Here is a 17,359-nt window from a genome sequence, read left to right on the forward strand (position 1 = left end):
GATGGCGATCCAACCCGAACCGATCCGTCTCGTGGTCGGGCTGGGGAATCCGGGCCCGCGTTATGCCGAAACCCGGCATAACGCGGGTTTCTGGTTTGTGGACACCCTGGCCCGCCGCCATGGCACGGAGTTCCGCCCCGAGAGTCGCTTCGATGGTGAAGCGGCACGTCTGACCCTGCCGGACGGCGACTGCTGGCTGCTCAAGCCCATGAGCTTCATGAACAAGAGTGGCCTGCCGGTACGCAAGTGCGCGGATTTCTACCGCATCCCGCCCGCGGCCATCCTGGTCGTGCATGACGAGCTGGATCTCGATCCTGGCGTAGTGCGACTGAAGTTGGGCGGCGGCCATGGTGGACACAACGGGCTGCGCGATCTGCACCGCCACATGGGCGGGCCGGACTACGCCCGGCTGCGGGTCGGGATCGGCCACCCGGGGCATCGCGACGACGTGGTGCCGTTCGTGCTCGATCGCCCTGGGCGGGATGATGCCCGGGCCATCGAGGAGGCCATCGATACGGCCCTGGACCAGATCCCGGCCCTGGTGGCCGGGCGCTGGGACGAGGCCGTGCGCAATCTGCATGGGGGCGGGTCGAAGCCGGCCGGCTCCAAGAACTCCGAGGAAGCCCGATGAGTCTGAAATGCGGGATCGTGGGCCTGCCGAATGTCGGCAAGTCCACCCTGTTCAATGCCCTCACGCGCGCGGACATCGCGGCGGAGAACTACCCCTTCTGCACCATCGATCCGAACGTGGGCGTGGTGGAGGTCCCGGATCCGCGGCTGACGCGGCTCGCCGAGATCGTGAGGCCCCAGCGCACGCTGCCGACCACGGTCGAATTCGTGGACATCGCCGGCCTGGTCGCGGGCGCCGCCCAAGGCGAGGGGCTGGGCAACCAGTTCCTGGCGCATATCCGCGAGACGGATGCGATCGCCCAGGTGGTGCGTTGTTTCGAGGATGACGACATCGTACATGTCGCCGGCAAGGTCGATCCGCTGGCGGATATCGAGACCATCAGCACCGAGCTGATGCTGGCGGACCTCGAGACGGTGAACAAGGCGCTTTCCCGTCTGGCACGTGCGGCCAAGTCGCAGGACAAGACCGCCATCGCCCAGTTGCAGGCGGCCGAGAAGGTGTCGGCGGGCCTTGATCAGGGCATTCCGGCACGGGCGCAGGGTCTGGACGAAGACGAGCGGCGGGCCCTGTACGACCTGCACCTTCTGACCCTCAAGCCGGCGATGTACATTGCCAATGTTGACGAGGCCTCGCTGTCCGCTGGCAATGCTATGGTCGAGGCCGTGCAGGCGAAGGCGGCCGAGGAGGGCGCCGAGGTGGTCAGTGTCTGCGCCGCCATCGAGGCCGAGATCGCGGTGCTGGATCCCGAGGAGCGTACCGAGTTCCTGGCCGACCTGGGTCTCGAGGAGCCGGGGCTGGACCGGGTGATCCGGACGGCCTACCGCCTGTTGAACCTGCAGACCTTCTTCACCGCGGGCGAGAAGGAGGTGCGTGCCTGGACCGTTCGCCAGGGCTCCACTGCGCCGCAGGGGGCGGGGGCGATCCACACGGATTTCGAGCGCGGTTTCATCCGTGCCGAGGTAGTGGGGTACGACGACTTCGTCGGATACAACGGCGAGCAGGGCGCGAAGGACGCGGGGAAATGGCGCCTCGAAGGCAAGGAATACGTGCTGAGAGAAGGCGACGTGGTACATTTCCGCTTCAATGTCTGAGCGTTATACTAGGAAATAAGTTTGGGGCGTGCCGCGATGCGCGGCTGCGCCCTGTTTTGGCACCAAATTTCGGGAGTACAGTAATGGACGTAATGGATCGCATCCGCCAGCAGGTGGAAGACAATCCGGTGGTGATCTTCATGAAGGGCACCCCGCAGTTCCCCATGTGTGGGTTCTCCAGCCGTGCGGTGGAGGCGCTCAAGCGCTGCGACCAGGAATTTGGCTACGTGAACGTGATCGCGGATCAGGAAGTCATGCAGAATCTGCCGCGCTTCGCCGACTGGCCAACTTTTCCGCAGGTCTATATCGACGGCGAACTGGTCGGGGGCTGCGACATCACCCTCGAGATGTTCGAGAGCGGCGAGCTGAAGAAGATGGTCGACGAGGCCCACGCCAAGCGCGCGGCCAGCTAGGCTGAACTGGCCCGGCGGCCATACGGTCGTCCGGCATATGACCCGTCACCCGGGCGCCCTTGTGGCGGCTCGGGCGGCGGGTTTTTTGCGTTCAACTCCCGGGCGGGAGCTCTTCCGGGTCGGGCAGGCGCAGGGCGTTTTGCGGCACCCCGATCCCGTCCTGCCAGCGGTTGGTGATCTGGCAGAAGATGTCCGCCGTCTTTTCCGCATCGAAGGCCGCGCTGTGCGCCGACTCGGTGTCCCAGCCCAGTCCTGCGGCGTCCGCCGCGCGCGCCAGCACGGTCTGGCCAAAGGCCAGTGCCGCCAGGGATACCGTGTCCAGGCTGCTGAACGGGTGGAACGGGTTGCGCTTGATGCCGCAGCGCTCGGCCGTCGCGTGCACGAAGCCCAGGTCGAAGTGGGCGTTATGCCCCACCAGCACCGCGCGCTTGCAGTGATTGACCTTCACCTCCCGGCGCACCTCGCTGAACACCTTGCCCATCGCCTGATCCTCGGGGTAGGCCGCGCGCAGCGGGTGGTAGGGGTCGATGCCGTTGACCTCCAGCGACTTCGGGTCCATTTCCGAACCCTCGAACGGCCGCACATGCACGCTGACCGTGCGGTCGCGCACCAGGTGGTCGTTCGCGTCGCGGCGCAGGAACACCGCAGCGATCTGCAGCAAGGCATGTCGGTGGCAGTCGAAGCCGCCGGTCTCCACGTCGACGACCACCGGCAGGAAGCCGCGGAAGCGGTTCGCCATCGGGCGGTGATTGGGGTCCAGCTGCAGAGTTTCGGGCATTGAGGTACTCGGTTTCGGGTGCGGCGGTGGTTCGGGATGTCGGCGGCGCCGGGCGGGGATTGTCCCGCGTTCCGGCTGTTTTAGGCGGGTTGCGCGCACTTTGCGCACGTTCCCGCAGATTTCCCCGACGATCGGCGCCATAGCGGGCTTTCGCTTGACCTGTTGGCGGGACAGTCGGGATACTTGCGCCTTTTATGCCCGCCCAACACCGGCGCATGGTAGCAAATGCCCGCCTGCCCGGTGGCCCGGCCCCGTAGTGGCAACCCGATTCCCAACCCGTTTTCAGGGGTAGAGCGCATGGACCCGAACGCGACCGAACACGATATCGACCCGCAGGAGACCCAGGAGTGGATCGACGCCCTGGCCTCCGTGCTGGAGACGGATGGCCCGGAGCGGGCCCATGCCCTCCTCGAGCGACTGGTCGACAAGGCGCGCCGCAGCGGGGCCTACCTCCCGTACTCCGCCAACACTGCCTATGTGAACACGATCCCCACCCACCTCGAACCGGAATATCCGGGCGATGGCGCGGTGGAGCATCGCATCCGTTCCTATATCCGCTGGAACGCGATGGCCATGGTGGTCAAGGCCAACCGCGCCTCCGCCGAACTGGGCGGGCATATCGCGACCTTTGCCTCGGCCGCGACCCTGTACGACGTCGGTTTCAACCACTTCTGGCATGCCCCTGCGCATGACCACGGTGGTGACCTGCTGTTTGCCCAGGGCCATTCCTCGCCGGGTATCTACGCCCGCGCGTTCATGGAAGGGCGCTTGAGCGAGGAGCAGCTGGACCACTTCCGCCGCGAGGTGGACGGCAAGGGCCTGTCCTCGTATCCGCACCCCTGGCTGATGCCGGACTTCTGGCAGTTCCCGACCGTGTCCATGGGCCTGGGTCCGATCATGAGCATCTACCAGGCGCGCTTCATGCGCTACCTGCAGGACCGCGGCCTGGCGCAGACCAAGAACCGCCGTGTGTGGAGCTTCGTCGGGGACGGCGAGGTGGACGAGCCGGAGACCCTGGGGGCGATCACCCTGGCCTCGCGCGAGAAGCTGGACAACCTGACCTGGGTGGTGAACTGCAACCTGCAGCGCCTGGACGGCCCGGTGCGTGGCAACGGCAAGATCGTCCAGGAGCTGGAGGCGATCTTCCGCGGCGCCGGCTGGAATGTGGTCAAGGTCCTGTGGGGCCGCTACTGGGATCCGCTGCTGGCCAAGGACACCGACGGCCTGCTGCAAAAACGCATGATGGAGGCGGTCGATGGCGACTATCAGAATTACAAGTCGCGCGACGGCGCCTACGTGCGCGAGCACTTCTTTGGCAAGTATCCCGAACTCCAGCGCATGGTGGCCAACATGTCCGACGAGGACATCTGGCGTCTGAATCGCGGGGGGCACGACCCGGTCAAGGTCTATGCGGCTTACAAGGCGGCAACCGAGCACACGGGGCAGCCGACGGTGATCCTCGCGCACACCGTGAAGGGCTATGGCATGGGCGCGGCGGGCGAGGCCCAGAACCGCACCCACAGCCAGAAGAAGATGGATTCGGACGACATGAAGCAGTTCCGCGACCGCTTCAATATCCCGCTGTCCGACGAGCAGGTGGAGAAGGCCGAGTACATCAAGCCGGATCCGGACTCCGAAGAGATGAAGTACATGAACGCGCGGCGCAACGACTTGGGCGGGCATCTGCCCGTGCGCCGGCCGCTGGCCACGCCGCTCGAAGTGCCCGGGCTGGATGCGTTTAACGGCCTGCTGGAGGCTTCCGGCGAGCGCGAGATGTCGACCACCATGGCCTTCGTGCGGCTGCTGACCCTGCTTGCCCGCGACAAGAAGATCGGCAAGAACGTGGTTCCGATCGTGCCCGACGAGGCCCGCACCTTCGGCATGGAAGGGTTGTTCCGTCAGCTGGGGATCTACTCCTCGGTCGGTCAGCTCTACGAGCCGCAGGACAAGGACCAGGTGATGTATTACAAGGAGGACAAGAAGGGCCAGATCCTGGAAGAAGGGATCAACGAGGCCGGTTCCATGTCCTCCTGGATCGCGGCGGCGACCTCCTACTCCACGCATGGCGTGGCAATGGTGCCGTTCTACATCTTCTACTCGATGTTCGGCTTCCAGCGCGTCGGCGACCTGATCTGGGCGGCCGGGGACATGCGCGCCCGCGGCTTCCTGATGGGTGCCACCGCCGGGCGCACCACCCTGGCCGGGGAGGGCCTGCAGCACGACGACGGCCACAGCCAGATGATGGCCGCCAACGTCCCCAACTGCATCGCCTACGACCCGACCTTCGCCTATGAACTGGCGGTGATCGTCCAGGACGGCATGCGCCGCATGTACGCGGAGCAGCAAAGCGTCTTCTACTACATCACCGTGATGAACGAGAACTACCCGCAGCCGGCCATGCCGAAGGGCGCCGAAGAAGGTATCCGCCGCGGGCTGTATCGCTTCCAGGCGGGCGGGCGCAAGAAAAAGAAGGTGCGTCTGCTGGGCTCCGGCACCATCCTGCGCGAGGCCATCGCCGCTGCCGAACTGCTGGACAACGACTTCGGCGTGGCCGCCGAGGTGTGGAGCGCGACCAGCTTCAACGAACTGGCCCGCGACGGCCGCGATGCCGACCGTCATGCGCGCCTGAACCCGGAGGCCAAGCCGCGCAAGTCCTGGGTGGAGGAGTGCCTGGGTGGTTCGGACGACCCAGTCATCGCCGCGACCGACTACGTCCAGGCCTACGCCGACCAGATCCGCGCCTTCGTGCCGGCCGACTACCGCGTGCTGGGCACCGACGGCTTCGGCCGCTCGGACACCCGCGCGGCGCTGCGTCGGCACTTCGAGGTCGATCGTTACCACATCGCGGTCACGGCCCTGAAGGCCCTGGCCGATGCCGGGACCGTCGAGGCCAAGACCGTCTCCGACGCGATCAAGAAGTACAAGATCGACGTCGAACGGCCCAACCCCTTGCAGGCCTGAGGCCGCCGGTACCGAGGCAGGAGCAGACATGAGCAACACGACTACCGTGCACGTACCGGACATCGGTGACTTCAAGGACGTCGAGATCATCGAGGTGATCGTGAGCCCCGGGGACACCGTTTCTCCCGAGGATCCGCTGATCACGCTGGAATCGGACAAGGCCTCCATCGAGATCCCGGCCCCGCAGGGCGGGACCGTGAAAGCAGTCAAGGTAAAGGCCGGCGACCGCGTCAACGAGGGCGATCCGATCCTGGAACTGGAACCCTCCGACGAGGGTGCCGCCGAGGACAAGTCCGCGAAAGACGAGCCGCCGAAGCAGGAAGCATCCTCTTCGGATGCCAAAGCCGAATCGGCCCCCGAGGCCGAAAAGCCGCAGCCCTCCGAGGCGCCGAAGGCCGCCGACCGGGCCGACCCGCGCCCGTCGCCCACCGAGCACATCCGTGACGAGTCGGCCTTCCGCAAGGCGCATGCCTCGCCGGTGGTGCGCAAGTTCGCGCGCGAGCTGGGCGTCGACCTGAGCAAGGTCGACGGCTCCGGGCGCAAGGGGCGCATCCTGCGCGAGGACGTGCAGGGCTTCGTCAAGCGCGCCTTGAGCCAGGGCGCCGGTGGCGGGCTGGGGGTCGAGCCGATGCCGGAGATCGACTTCTCCGAGTTCGGCCCGGTCGAGACCCAGGCGCTGTCGAAGATCAACAAGCTCACCGGCAAGAACCTGCACCGCAACTGGGTCACCGTCCCGCACGTGACCCAGTTCGACGAGGCCGACATCACCGAGCTCGAGGACTTCCGCAAGTCGCTGAAGGCCGAGTACGAAAAGAAGGGCGTGAAGGTCACCTTCCTGCCGTTCCTGATGAAGGCGGTGGTCTCCGCGCTCAAGCAGTACCCGCGTTTCAACGCCTCGCTGGACGCGACCGGCGAGAACCTGAACATCAAGCAGTACTACAACCTCGGCATCGCGGTGGACACCCCGGACGGCCTGGTCGTCCCGGTGGTGCGCGACGTGGACCGCAAGAGCCTGGTCGACATCGCCTCCGAGCTGATGGACCTGTCCCAGCGTGCCCGCGACAAGAAGCTGAAGCCGGCGGACATGCAGGGCGGCTGCCTGACCATCTCCAGCCTCGGCGGGATCGGCGGCACCCAGTTCACCCCGATCGTGAATGCCCCCGAGGTCGCGATCCTGGGCGTGTCGCGCTCCAGCATGAAGCCGGTCTGGAACGGCAAGGAGTTCGAGCCGCGCCTGATCCTGCCGCTGGCGCTGTCGTACGATCACCGGGTGATCGACGGCGCACTGGGCGCGCGCTTCGCTACCACGCTGAGCGGGCTGTTGTCCGACATGCGCCGCATGCTGCTGTAACCGAATTCGAACCGGAGCGATTGGATGAGCCAGACCAAGACCATCGAGGTCCCGGACATCGGGGATTTCAAGGACGTCGAGATTATCGAGGTCCTGGTGCAGCCGGGCAGCGAGATCGCCCCGGAAGACCCGCTGATCACCCTGGAGTCCGACAAGGCGACCATCGACGTGCCCGCCCCCGAGGCCGGCACGGTGAAGAAGCTGCACGTGAAGGTCGGGGACAAGGTGTCCAAGGGCAGCAAGCTCCTGGATCTCGAGGCCAGTGGCGACGCTGCGGGCACCGAGGAGCAGGGCGCTTCCGGCGGTGATGTCAAAGCCGAATCCGCGAAGGCGGAGTCCGGTGCCGCGAGTGAGCCGAAAAAGGCGGCGGCCCCCAAGGCGGCCGCCGACCCGAACACCGACAGCCAGTGCCAGGTGCTGGTGCTGGGTTCCGGCCCCGGTGGTTATACCGCCGCCTTCCGCGCCGCGGATCTGGGCCTGGACGTGGTGATGGTCGAGCGCTACCCGGAGATCGGCGGCGTGTGCCTGAACGTCGGCTGCATCCCGTCCAAGGCGCTGCTGCATGCCGGCGAGGTGCTGCACGAGGCCGAGCGTTTCGCCGCGCTGGGTATCAAGTTCGGCGAACCGGAGATCGATCTGGAGGGCCTGCGCGGCTACAAGGGCGGCACGGTCAAGAAGCTGACCGGCGGGCTCAAGCAGCTGTGCAAACAGCGCAAGGTGCGCGTGGTCCAGGGCGTCGGCGAATTCACCGGCGCCAACAGCATCGCAGTGGAGGGCAATGACGGCCGCGAGGTGATCGGCTTCGAGCACGCGATCATCGCGGTCGGTTCGCAGGCGATCAAGCTGCCCGGCTTCCCTTGGGACGACGAGCGGGTGATGGATTCCACCGACGCGCTGGACCTGGCCGAGATCCCCGAGCGCATGCTGGTGGTCGGTGGTGGCATCATCGGTCTGGAGATGGCCTGCGTGTACGAGTCTCTGGGCTCCAAGGTCACGGTGGTGGAGCTTTCGGACACCCTGATGCCGGGCGCGGATCGCGACATCGTGCGCCCGTTCGAGAAGCGCGCGAAGAAGCGCTTCGAGAATATCTTCCTGAAGAGCAAGGTGTCCGAGGCCAAGGCCACCAAGGCCGGGATCGTCTGCCAGTTCGAGGGCGAGGCCAAGGGCCTGCCGGAAGAAGACACCTTCGATCGTGTGCTGGTCGCCGTGGGCCGCAGCCCGAACGGGGCGAAGATCAAGGCCGAGGCGGCCGGCGTGCAGGTGAGCGAGCGCGGCTTTATCGAGGTCGACAGCCAGCAGCGCACCAACGTCGAGCACATCTTCGCCATCGGCGACGTGGTCGGCCAGCCGATGCTGGCGCACAAGGCCACTCACGAGGGCAAGGTTGCCGCCGAGGTGATCGCCGGGCACAAGGTCCACTTCGATGCACGCGCGATCCCGTCCGTTGCCTATACCCACCCCGAGGTCGCCTGGATGGGCGTGACCGAGGAGCAGGCGAAGGCCGACGGTATCGAATACACCAAGGGCGTGTTCCCCTGGGCCGCCTCCGGGCGCGCGATCGCGCTGGGTGCCGAGGACGGCCTGACTAAACTGCTGTTCGACGCGGATGGCCGCGTGATCGGAGCCGGTATCGTCGGCCCGTCCGCCGGCGACCTGATCGGCGAGGCGATGCTGGCGCTGGAGATGGGCGCCGAGATGGAAGACATCGGTCTGACCGTGCACCCGCACCCGACGCTCAGCGAGACGGTGGCCTTCGCCGCCGAGGCCGCGCACGGCTCGATCACCGATATTCTGCCGCCGAAAAAGCGCTAGCGGGTCATGGCCCGCTTGCGCCAGTGGCTGCGTTGCGCACTCCCGGGATTGGTGCTGCTGGGGGTGGGTATGGCCACGGCGGGTGCTGCGCCCTACAGCGAACCGCTGGAGCGTAGTGACTGGCAGCTGACCGAGGAAGATGCCGCCTGTCGCATCCAGCAGACCGTGCGTCACGGCGGTACGCTGCGTTTCGAGGCCCGGCCGGGCCTGTTGACCGCAGTCTTCTGGCAGGCCCCCTACGCGATGCCGGCGGGCGTCGCGCCGCGGCTGCGCACCGGCGCGCCGGAATGGCTGCGCCCGGCGACGCAATCGCCGCTGGATGTGCGGTTGCAGCCCCGCGACGCCCGCCTGTTCCGGGTTCCCCAGGCGTTGGCGCAGCCCCTGAAGGCCCGTCTTCTGGCCGGCCATGACGCGCGCATCGATTTTCCCGATGGCGACGACTCGGTGCACTTCCGGGGTATCCGCTTTGCCCTGCGGGCGCGGGATTTCCGCGCCTGTTACGGGGAGCAGGACACGCCTGCCGCGACCCCGGAAGCGGGGGCCCTGGACCGCTGGAGTGTCTATTTCGAAACGGGTAGCCATCGTCTGGATGCCGAGGCGCGTGAGGTCTTGGAACAAGCAGCCCGCATCTTGGCCGATTCGGAAACGCCCCGCATTCGGGTGGTCGGCTGGACGGATGCTGCCGGCCCGCTGGAGATCAACCGCCCACTCAGCCGCAACCGAGCTGAGGTGGTGCGCGATGCCCTGGCGGAGGCCGGTCTCTCGGCTGCACGGGTCGAGATCGAGGCCCCTGGCGTGGATCCGGCCGCCGATGGCGCGCGCCAGGCCTCGCGGCGCAGTGATATTTGGTGGCTGGATACGGGCGATTCGGGCGCGGGCGGCGCATCGGTTGAGGTGCTGCCGGGCGCCGGCACGGAAGAGCCTGAGGGCCACAATCCGCGCCCCGATTCGGCCCCGGCTGCGCCCTCCGAGACCCCGGCGTGGTAGTGACGCTAGCCGTCAAAACGACTATATCTTTACCTTAGGAAAAGGATAGAAATTCTTATGAGCTCCTCGATCAAGCGCGTCGTCCTTGCATACTCCGGCGGTCTGGATACCTCGGTCATCCTCAAATGGTTGGAAGATCAGTACGGCTGCGAGGTCATTACCTTCACCGCCGATCTGGGTCAGGGTGAGGAGGTCGAGCCGGCCCGCGCCAAGGCCGAGGCCCTGGGTGTGAAGCAGATCTACATCGAGGATCTGCGTGAAACCTTCGTGCGCGATTACGTGTTCCCGATGTTCCGCGCCAACACGATCTACGAGGGCGAGTACCTGCTGGGTACCTCCATCGCGCGTCCCTTGATTGCACGGCGCCTGGTCGAGATCGCCGAGGAGACCGGGGCCGATGCCATCGCCCACGGCGCCACCGGCAAGGGCAACGACCAGGTGCGTTTCGAGCTGGGCGCCTATGCGCTGAAGCCGGGCATCAAGGTGATCGCCCCCTGGCGCGAGTGGGACCTGAACTCGCGCGAGCGCCTGATGGCCTACGCCGAGCAGCACAACATCCCGGTGGACTACAAGAAGCAGGGCACCAAGTCGCCGTATTCGATGGACGCCAACCTGCTGCACATCTCCTACGAAGGTGGCCCGCTGGAGGACCCGTGGACCGAGGCCGAGGAGGACATGTGGCGCTGGTCGGTCTCCCCGGAGGCCGCGCCGGACGAATCCGAGACCCTGACCATCGGCTTCGAGAAGGGTGATCCGGTCTCGATCAACGGCGAGCGCCTGAGCGCGGCCGAACTGCTCGCGAAGCTCAATGAGCGTGGCGGGGCCCACGGTGTTGGCCGGCTGGATATTGTCGAAAACCGCTATGTCGGCATGAAGTCCCGCGGCTGCTACGAGACCCCGGGTGGCACGATCCTCTTGCGTGCCCGCCGGGCGCTGGAATCCATCACCCTGGACCGCGAGGCCGCGCATCTGAAGGACGAGCTGATGCCGCGCTACGCCAGCATCATCTACAACGGCTACTGGTGGAGCCCGGAGCGGCGCATGCTGCAGGCCGCGATCGACGACACCCAGGGCGTGGTCAACGGCGAGGTGCGCCTGCGCCTGTACAAGGGCAACGTGATCGTCGCGGGTCGTCGCTCCGAGGACACCCTGTTTGATGATGCCATCGCCACTTTCGAGGATGACGCCGGCGCCTACGACCAGAAGGACGCCGAGGGCTTCATCCGCCTGAACGCGCTGCGCCTGCGTATCGCCGCCAGCCGCAACCGCAAGCCGACATGACATGAGCGGGGCGGGCCGCCAGCGCTCCTCATTGAGGGTTGCCCCGCTCCGGCGCCCGGGAATCGCGTGGATGTCTGGTGGCCTGGCGGTGCTCCTGCTCTGTTGTCTGTTGCTGTATCCCTCGGCGCCCTTGTTCGCGGAGGAAACGGCGGCGGTGGACGAGCAGCGGCTGTTCCTCGGGGTGCTCGCCCACCGCGGCGACGATGTGGCACGCCAACGCTGGACGCCATTCGTCGAGTACCTGTCAGAGCAGATCGACGGGGCCCGTTTCGTGCTGGAGCCGGTGGACAACGACGGGTTGCAGGCGGCCGTAGCAGACAAGCGCTTCGATCTGATCCTGACCAACAGCGGTTCCTACGTGATGTTGGAGCAGCAGCACGGGATATCGCGCATCGCGACCATGCAGCCGCGTCAGGTGGGCCGTGACGAGGACCGTTTCGGGGCCGTCGTGATCGCCCGCGCCGATCGGGATGACCTGGTGGAGCTGGACGACCTGCGGGGGCAGCGCTTGTCCGCGGTGCATCCTGATGCCTTTGGGGGCTGGTGGATGACCTGGCGCGAATTGCAGGCGGCCGGGCTGGACGTCGAGAGTGATCTGGCGTCGGTGGTATTTACCGGCTTCCCGGTCGGCCGCGGCCTCGACTGGGTGCTGCAGGGGGAGGTCGATGCCGCGACCTTCCGGACCGGCATCCTGGAGGACCTGGAGGCACGTGGCGATCCACGGGTGGAGCAGGTCCGGGTGGTCGGCGAGCGCGCCTTCCCTTCGTTCACTTACCGCGCCAGTACCCGTTTGTACCCCGAGTGGCCGCTGGCGATGCGTGGTGACCTGGATACCGGGCTGGCGCATGCCATCCTGCTGGCGACCCTGTTGCTGGATGAGGAACATCCGGCAAGTCAGGCGGCCGGCATCGGCGGCTGGGCGGCACCCCGGTCCTACGAGGACGTGCACGGGCTGATGTACGAACTGGGGGTTGGCCTGTATGCGCCGCAGCCCTTCGATATCCTGGTCTGGCTGCGTGGCAACATCCTGTGGCTGGTCTCGGCGCTGGCAGTGGTCGCGCTGCTGGCGCTGCTGTATGTCTCGCGGGTCCACACCCGGGTGCGCCGCTCCGGGCGCAACCTCGAGCGCAGCATGGACGCGATCCCGGATGCGGTGATCACCCTGGATGCGCGTGGCGGGATCTCCTATGTCAACCCCGCGGCCCGCGAGCTGGCGGGGCTGACCCGGGACCAGGTTCTGGGTTGTTCCCTGGATCAATTGCTCGACTTGCGCGAACTGGGTACCGGCCACCCCCTGCTGCCGGCGGATGCCCGGGGCGAAGCGCTGAACCAGGCCCTCGGCGAGCGTTCGGATGCCCGTCTGGTCCGGCGTGACGGTCACGAACTGATCGTGCGTATCGCCCGTACCGCGCTTGACCCGGTAGCCGGCAGTTCCGTGCGGACCCTGCTGGTGCTGACGGATGTCTCCGAGGAACGCAGGCTGGTGGATCGGCTGGTGCACGAGGCGAGCCACGATGGCCTCACCGGCTTGTTGAACCGGCGCGCCTTCGAGCGCGAGCTGGAGATTGCCATGCATGCCGCCCGCGACAACCGTGCGGTGGCCAGCCTGCTGCTGGTGGACCTCGACTACTTCAAGGACGTGAACGACCACCATGGCCATCGGGTCGGCGACGAACTGCTGCGCCAGGTCGCTCATGTGCTGCGCCAGCTTACCCGTGGTCACGATGCCGTGGCGCGGATTGGGGGTGACGAATTCGCCGTGATCGCGCGCGATACGAACGCGGAGTATGGGCGTATCCTTGGTCAGCGGATCTGCTCGGCCCTCGCCGACCGGCCGTTGCAGGTGGAGGCCCGGGAAGTCACCATTGGCGCCTCGGTGGGCGTGGTCGAGCTGGGACCGGACGTGCCGGGGGTGGACGAGGCCTTTGTCGCCGCGGATCGCGCCTGTTATCAAGCCAAGGATCAGGGCCGTGGTCAGGTCGGGGTTGCCCGCAAGGCGGACATCTACCCGATCACCGGGGCCTGAGCGTAACCGGCTCGGCGCCGGATCGAAAAGTTAAGGAATCACATGTCTGTTGTCTCCTGTTTGCGCCCGGGCCTGCTGGCCCTGATGTTCCTTGGCCTGGCCGGTTGCGCGACGGTGCCCAGCGAGGACCGCCACCCCGATGATCCCTGGGAGTCCTACAACCGGGCGGTGTTCGAGATCAATCAGGACTTCGACGAGTCGCTGCTGCGCCCGGCCGCAGTGCAGTACCAGCGCCTGCCGCAACCGGTGCAGACCGGGGTGGGCAACTTCTTTTCCAACCTCAATGACTTCACGGTCCTGTTCAACAACCTGTTGCAGGGCAACCTGGAAAACGCCGCCTCGGATACCGGGCGAATCATGTTCAATTCGACCTTCGGACTGTTCGGGCTGATCGACGTCGCCTCGCCCATGGGGCTGGACAAGAACAACGAGGACTTCGGCCAGACACTGGGCGCCTGGGGCGTGGCGCGAGGCCCCTACCTCCAGCTGCCCTTCCTCGGACCGAGCACGGCACGGGATGCCCCGGCGCGGCTGGTGGATGGCTACACCAGCCCGCTCTATCACACCAACCTGCGCGACGATCACACCGGGTGGTGGATCGGCCTGATCGCACTGGACGTGGTCGACATGCGCGCCGGCTTGATCCCGACCGAACGCATGCTGGCGCAACTGTCCGACGACCCCTACATCGCGATGCGCCAGGGTTACCTGCAGCGCCGGGACTTCCTGGTGCGGGGCGGCACGCCGGATGGCGAGGCCGATGCCATGCTGGACGAACTGGATGAGCTCGAGGCGCTGGAGGCCATGGAGGCCGAGGAGAGCGAACGTTGAACGGCCTTGCCGCGATGCTGAACATCCTGCGCCTGCGCGCCGGGCCGCAGGACTTGCCGGCGGATAACGGCACGCTGATCTTCTGGGTCGGCATCGCCCTGATCGCCGGCATGGTGATCGGGATCCCGTTGTACGGCTTCGGCCAGGCGCTGGCACTGAACGTGATGGACCTGGTGGTCCTGTATGCCTTTGTCGCCATCCTGCTGAGCATGCAGGGCGTATCGGATCGCTGGCGCCAGACCTTCACCGCGATGGCGGGGACCGGCGCGGTCCTGGGCTTGTTGATGGCGTTTCTGATGGTGCTGGCGGGCGGACCCGATCCGGCGCGCGAGCCGGAGGAGGTCGCCACCGGGGTCGTGTTCGGGATGCTGGTGCTCCTGGCCTGGTTGCTGCTCGTTTTTGGTCACATCCTGCAGCAGGCGCTGGGGTTGGGTTCGCGTCTGGTGGGAATGCTGATCGCACTTGGCTATATCGTGGTCTCCAGCGTGGCCACCCAGACCGCGATCGGGTTGTTCCAGTGACCGGCGGGCAGCTCCACGTCCTCGGGATTGGCGGGACCTTCATGGGCGGGCTGGCCCAGTTGGCGCGCGCCCAGGGGTATGCGGTCACGGGTTCCGACCAGAAGCTGTACCCGCCCATGAGCGACCAGCTGGAACAGGCCGGGATTGCCTACCACGAGGGCTACGACCCCGACACGCTGCCCGACGCGGGGCCCGTCGTGGTCGGTAATGTAATGCGCCGCGGCATGCCCGTCGTCGAGGCCCTGCTGGATCGCGGGCTGGACTACACCTCGGGCCCGCAGTGGCTGGCCGAACACATCCTTCGTGATCGCTGGGTGCTGGCGGTGGCCGGTACCCACGGCAAGACCACGACCGCCAGCATGCTCGCCTGGATTCTTGAATACGCGGGGATGAGCCCCGGCTTTCTGATCGGCGGGGTCCCCGGCAATTTCGGGGTCAGTGCGCGCCTGGGGAATGCCCCGTTTTTCGTGATCGAGGCCGACGAATACGACAGCGCGTTCTTCGACAAGCGCGCCAAGTTCGTCCATTACCGCCCGCGCACCCTGGTCCTGAATAACCTCGAATTCGACCACGCCGACATCTACCCCGACCTGTCCGCGATCGAGCGCCAGTTCCATCACCTGGTGCGTACGGTGCCGGGGCAGGGACGCATCCTGATGCCGGCCGATGATGCCGCACTGGAGAGGGTGCTGGAGATGGGTTGCTGGACGCCGGTGGAGCGCCTCGCGACCGACCCTGAAGGCGACACTGGAACTGCGCCCCCCGCCCTGGCGGCGCGCGCCCTGAACCCCCAGGCCTCGGTCTTCGAAGTGCTGGCCGATGGCGTGGCACAGGGGCGGGTGGAATGGTCGCTGACCGGGCGTCACAACCTGGCGAATGCCCTGGCGGCCCTGGCCGCCGCTCGGCATGCAGGCGTTCCGCTGGCTACGGGCTTGGCCGCCATGCCTGCGTTTCGCGGCGTTCGTCGGCGCCAGGAGCTGCGCGCCGAGATCGACGGCATCCGGGTGATCGACGACTTCGCCCACCACCCCACGGCGATCCGCTTGACCCTCGAAGGGCTGCGCGGACAGGTGGCGCCGGGTGGGCGTCTGGTGGCGATCCTCGAGCCGCGTTCCAACACGATGCGCATGGGAGTGCACGCCGAGGCCCTGGGTACGGCGCTTGCACAGGCCGACGCAGTGCACCTGTACCATGCCCCGGAGATCGACTGGTCCACCGAGGGCCTGCAACAGCAACTCGGCGAGCACCTGTCCGTGGCGCGCGATATCGAATCCCTGCTGCAGGGGATTCTTGCCACCGTTCGATCCGGCGATACGCTGGTGATCATGAGCAACGGAGGCTTCGACGGGTTGCACCTGCGCCTGATTGACGCCCTGCAGGGGACGCCCGCATGACCGAACGCCCGCGCAGCATCTCTCTGGCCCTGACCGGCGCCTCCGGTGCGCCGTATGGTTTGCGCCTGTTGCAGTGCCTGGTCGAGTCCGGCGTCCAGGTGCACCTGATGCTGTCGAAGCCGGCCCAGGTCGTCCTCGGGCTGGAAACGGACCTGAATTTGCCCGGCCGCCCGGTGGAGATTGCGCGCTACTTTGCCGACCGCTATCAGGCGGCCCCCGATCAGATCCACTGTTACGGGCCCGAGCAATGGACCGCCCCGGTCGCCAGTGGCTCGGCCGTGCCGGAGGCCATGGTGGTCTGCCCCTGCACCACCGCCACCGTGTCGGCCATCGCCACCGGGGCCTCGCGCGGACTGATCGAGCGCGCCGCCGACGTGGTGCTCAAGGAGCGGCGCAAGCTCCTGCTGGTGGTGCGCGAGACGCCGTTCTCCGAGATCCACCTGGAGAACATGCTGCGTCTGGCGCGCATGGGTGCGGTGGTGATGCCGGCCAATCCGGCCTTCTATCACCGTCCGCAGTCCATCGATGACCTGATCGACTTCATGGTGGCGCGGGTGCTGGATCACCTCGACGTCGAGCACGCCCTGGTGCCGCGCTGGGGCGCGGCCCCGGAGCCGGGAGAGGATGCATGACCACGCTGCCGCTGTTTCCGCTGAACACGGTGTTGTTCCCCGAGGGGTTGCTGCCGCTGCGGATCTTCGAGACCCGCTATCTGGACATGGTGCGGCGCGGCCTGCGCAGCGATGGTCGCTTCGTCATCGTGGCGACCGAACCGGAACGCGAATCCGGTGAACTCCCGTCCGAGACGGATCCCTCCGCGGGCTTCTACAGTGTCGGCACCGAGGCGATCATTGTGGACTGGGACCAGCGTCCCGACGGGTTGCTGGGGATCCTGGTCAAGGGCGAGGGCCGGCGGGTCATCCACAATGCCCGGCACGCCGATGACGGTCTGTGGCTGGGTGATGTGGAGCCCTTGCCGGAGTATCCCGAGGTGAGTCTGCCGGTGGATTATGCCTCGCTGGCCGATCTGCTGGAGCGCTTGCTGGACCAGCTGGGCACGCCCTGGTCGCACCTGGAACGGCGCTTCGACGACTCGACCTGGGTTGCCGCGCGGCTGACCGAACTGCTCCCGATCGACCTCGATATCAAGCAGCAATTGCTGGAGGCGGACGACCCGATCGAGCGTCTGGAACGCCTGCGAGCGGCCATGCTCGCAGCATCGAAATCCTGAAAGCGGCCGCGGAGGCTGGTAAGGTTCGGGGACATTTTTAACCGGAGCCCG

Annotated in this window: 15 protein-coding genes; 14 read left to right on the top strand and 1 reads right to left on the bottom strand. The window is 66.7% G+C overall.

Annotated elements, in window-relative coordinates; translation table 11 throughout:
• The first annotated feature begins 1 nt into the window (after position 1).
• The 3 genes from pth (at position 2) to grxD (ending at position 2,135) form a co-directional block, all read left to right on the top strand.
• Positions 2-631, top strand: a complete 630-nt coding sequence (gene pth, locus F792_RS0107470) for an aminoacyl-tRNA hydrolase (RefSeq protein WP_018169039.1) — start codon at positions 2-4, stop codon at positions 629-631.
• Positions 628-1,722 carry a redox-regulated ATPase YchF gene (gene ychF / locus F792_RS0107475; protein ID WP_018169040.1) on the top strand — a complete coding sequence of 365 codons (1,095 nt, stop codon included), beginning with the start codon at positions 628-630 and terminating at the stop codon, positions 1,720-1,722. Before pth ends, ychF begins: the two co-directional genes overlap by 4 nt.
• An 83-nt stretch (positions 1,723-1,805) precedes the next feature.
• Positions 1,806-2,135 (top strand): Grx4 family monothiol glutaredoxin, encoded by a 330-nt coding sequence (gene grxD / locus F792_RS0107480; protein ID WP_018145267.1) that lies wholly within the window; start codon positions 1,806-1,808, stop codon positions 2,133-2,135.
• Positions 2,136-2,226: 91 nt separating this feature from the next.
• On the opposite strand, the gene rnt is transcribed toward grxD, so the two are convergent.
• Positions 2,227-2,913 carry a ribonuclease T gene (rnt, locus tag F792_RS0107485; protein WP_018145268.1) on the bottom strand — a complete coding sequence of 229 codons (687 nt, stop codon included), beginning with the start codon at positions 2,911-2,913 and terminating at the stop codon, positions 2,227-2,229.
• 297 nt (positions 2,914-3,210) lie between these two features.
• Between rnt and aceE the strand changes: the two genes are divergently transcribed.
• The 11 genes from aceE to F792_RS0107540 all read left to right on the top strand — a co-directional run bounded on the left by aceE (position 3,211) and on the right by F792_RS0107540 (position 17,308).
• Complete coding sequence (gene aceE, locus F792_RS0107490) at positions 3,211-5,874, top strand: pyruvate dehydrogenase (acetyl-transferring), homodimeric type (protein ID WP_018169041.1); 2,664 nt, start codon at positions 3,211-3,213, stop codon at positions 5,872-5,874.
• Positions 5,786-7,225, top strand: a complete 1,440-nt coding sequence (gene aceF, locus F792_RS0107495) for a dihydrolipoyllysine-residue acetyltransferase (RefSeq protein WP_081620125.1) — start codon at positions 5,786-5,788, stop codon at positions 7,223-7,225. Before aceE ends, aceF begins: the two co-directional genes overlap by 89 nt.
• Positions 7,226-7,249: 24 nt before the next feature.
• Positions 7,250-9,037, top strand: a complete 1,788-nt coding sequence (gene lpdA / locus F792_RS0107500; RefSeq protein ID WP_018169043.1) for a dihydrolipoyl dehydrogenase — start codon at positions 7,250-7,252, stop codon at positions 9,035-9,037.
• A 6-nt stretch (positions 9,038-9,043) separates the two neighbouring features.
• Positions 9,044-10,024, top strand: a complete 981-nt coding sequence (locus F792_RS0107505) for an OmpA family protein (RefSeq protein ID WP_018169044.1) — start codon at positions 9,044-9,046, stop codon at positions 10,022-10,024.
• A 57-nt stretch (positions 10,025-10,081) separates the two neighbouring features.
• Positions 10,082-11,305 (top strand): argininosuccinate synthase, encoded by a 1,224-nt coding sequence (locus tag F792_RS0107510; RefSeq protein WP_018169045.1) that lies wholly within the window; start codon positions 10,082-10,084, stop codon positions 11,303-11,305.
• Positions 11,306-11,375: 70 nt separating this feature from the next.
• Positions 11,376-13,331, top strand: coding sequence for a diguanylate cyclase domain-containing protein (locus F792_RS0107515; RefSeq protein ID WP_018169046.1), 1,956 nt, complete (start codon positions 11,376-11,378; stop codon positions 13,329-13,331).
• 42 nt (positions 13,332-13,373) lie between these two features.
• A complete protein-coding gene (locus F792_RS0107520) occupies positions 13,374-14,162 on the top strand; it encodes a VacJ family lipoprotein (protein WP_038084487.1) in 789 nt (262 codons plus the stop codon).
• Positions 14,159-14,683 carry a hypothetical protein gene (locus tag F792_RS0107525; RefSeq protein WP_018169048.1) on the top strand — a complete coding sequence of 175 codons (525 nt, stop codon included), beginning with the start codon at positions 14,159-14,161 and terminating at the stop codon, positions 14,681-14,683. The genes F792_RS0107520 and F792_RS0107525 overlap by 4 nt, the downstream gene beginning before the upstream one ends.
• The gene (mpl, locus tag F792_RS0107530; protein WP_018169049.1) at positions 14,680-16,077 is read left to right on the top strand and encodes a UDP-N-acetylmuramate:L-alanyl-gamma-D-glutamyl-meso-diaminopimelate ligase; all 1,398 of its coding nucleotides are present in this window, start codon (positions 14,680-14,682) and stop codon (positions 16,075-16,077) included. The genes F792_RS0107525 and mpl overlap by 4 nt, the downstream gene beginning before the upstream one ends.
• Positions 16,074-16,709, top strand: a complete 636-nt coding sequence (locus tag F792_RS0107535) for a flavin prenyltransferase UbiX (protein ID WP_018169050.1) — start codon at positions 16,074-16,076, stop codon at positions 16,707-16,709. Before mpl ends, F792_RS0107535 begins: the two co-directional genes overlap by 4 nt.
• Entirely contained in the window at positions 16,706-17,308 is a 603-nt protein-coding gene (locus tag F792_RS0107540; protein WP_018169051.1) for an LON peptidase substrate-binding domain-containing protein, read from the top strand. Before F792_RS0107535 ends, F792_RS0107540 begins: the two co-directional genes overlap by 4 nt.
• Positions 17,309-17,359: the final 51 nt, after the last annotated feature.

Source organism: Thioalkalivibrio sp. ALMg9 (assembly GCF_000380625.1).
In the GTDB taxonomy this organism is placed as follows: domain Bacteria; phylum Pseudomonadota; class Gammaproteobacteria; order Ectothiorhodospirales; family Ectothiorhodospiraceae; genus Thioalkalivibrio; species Thioalkalivibrio versutus.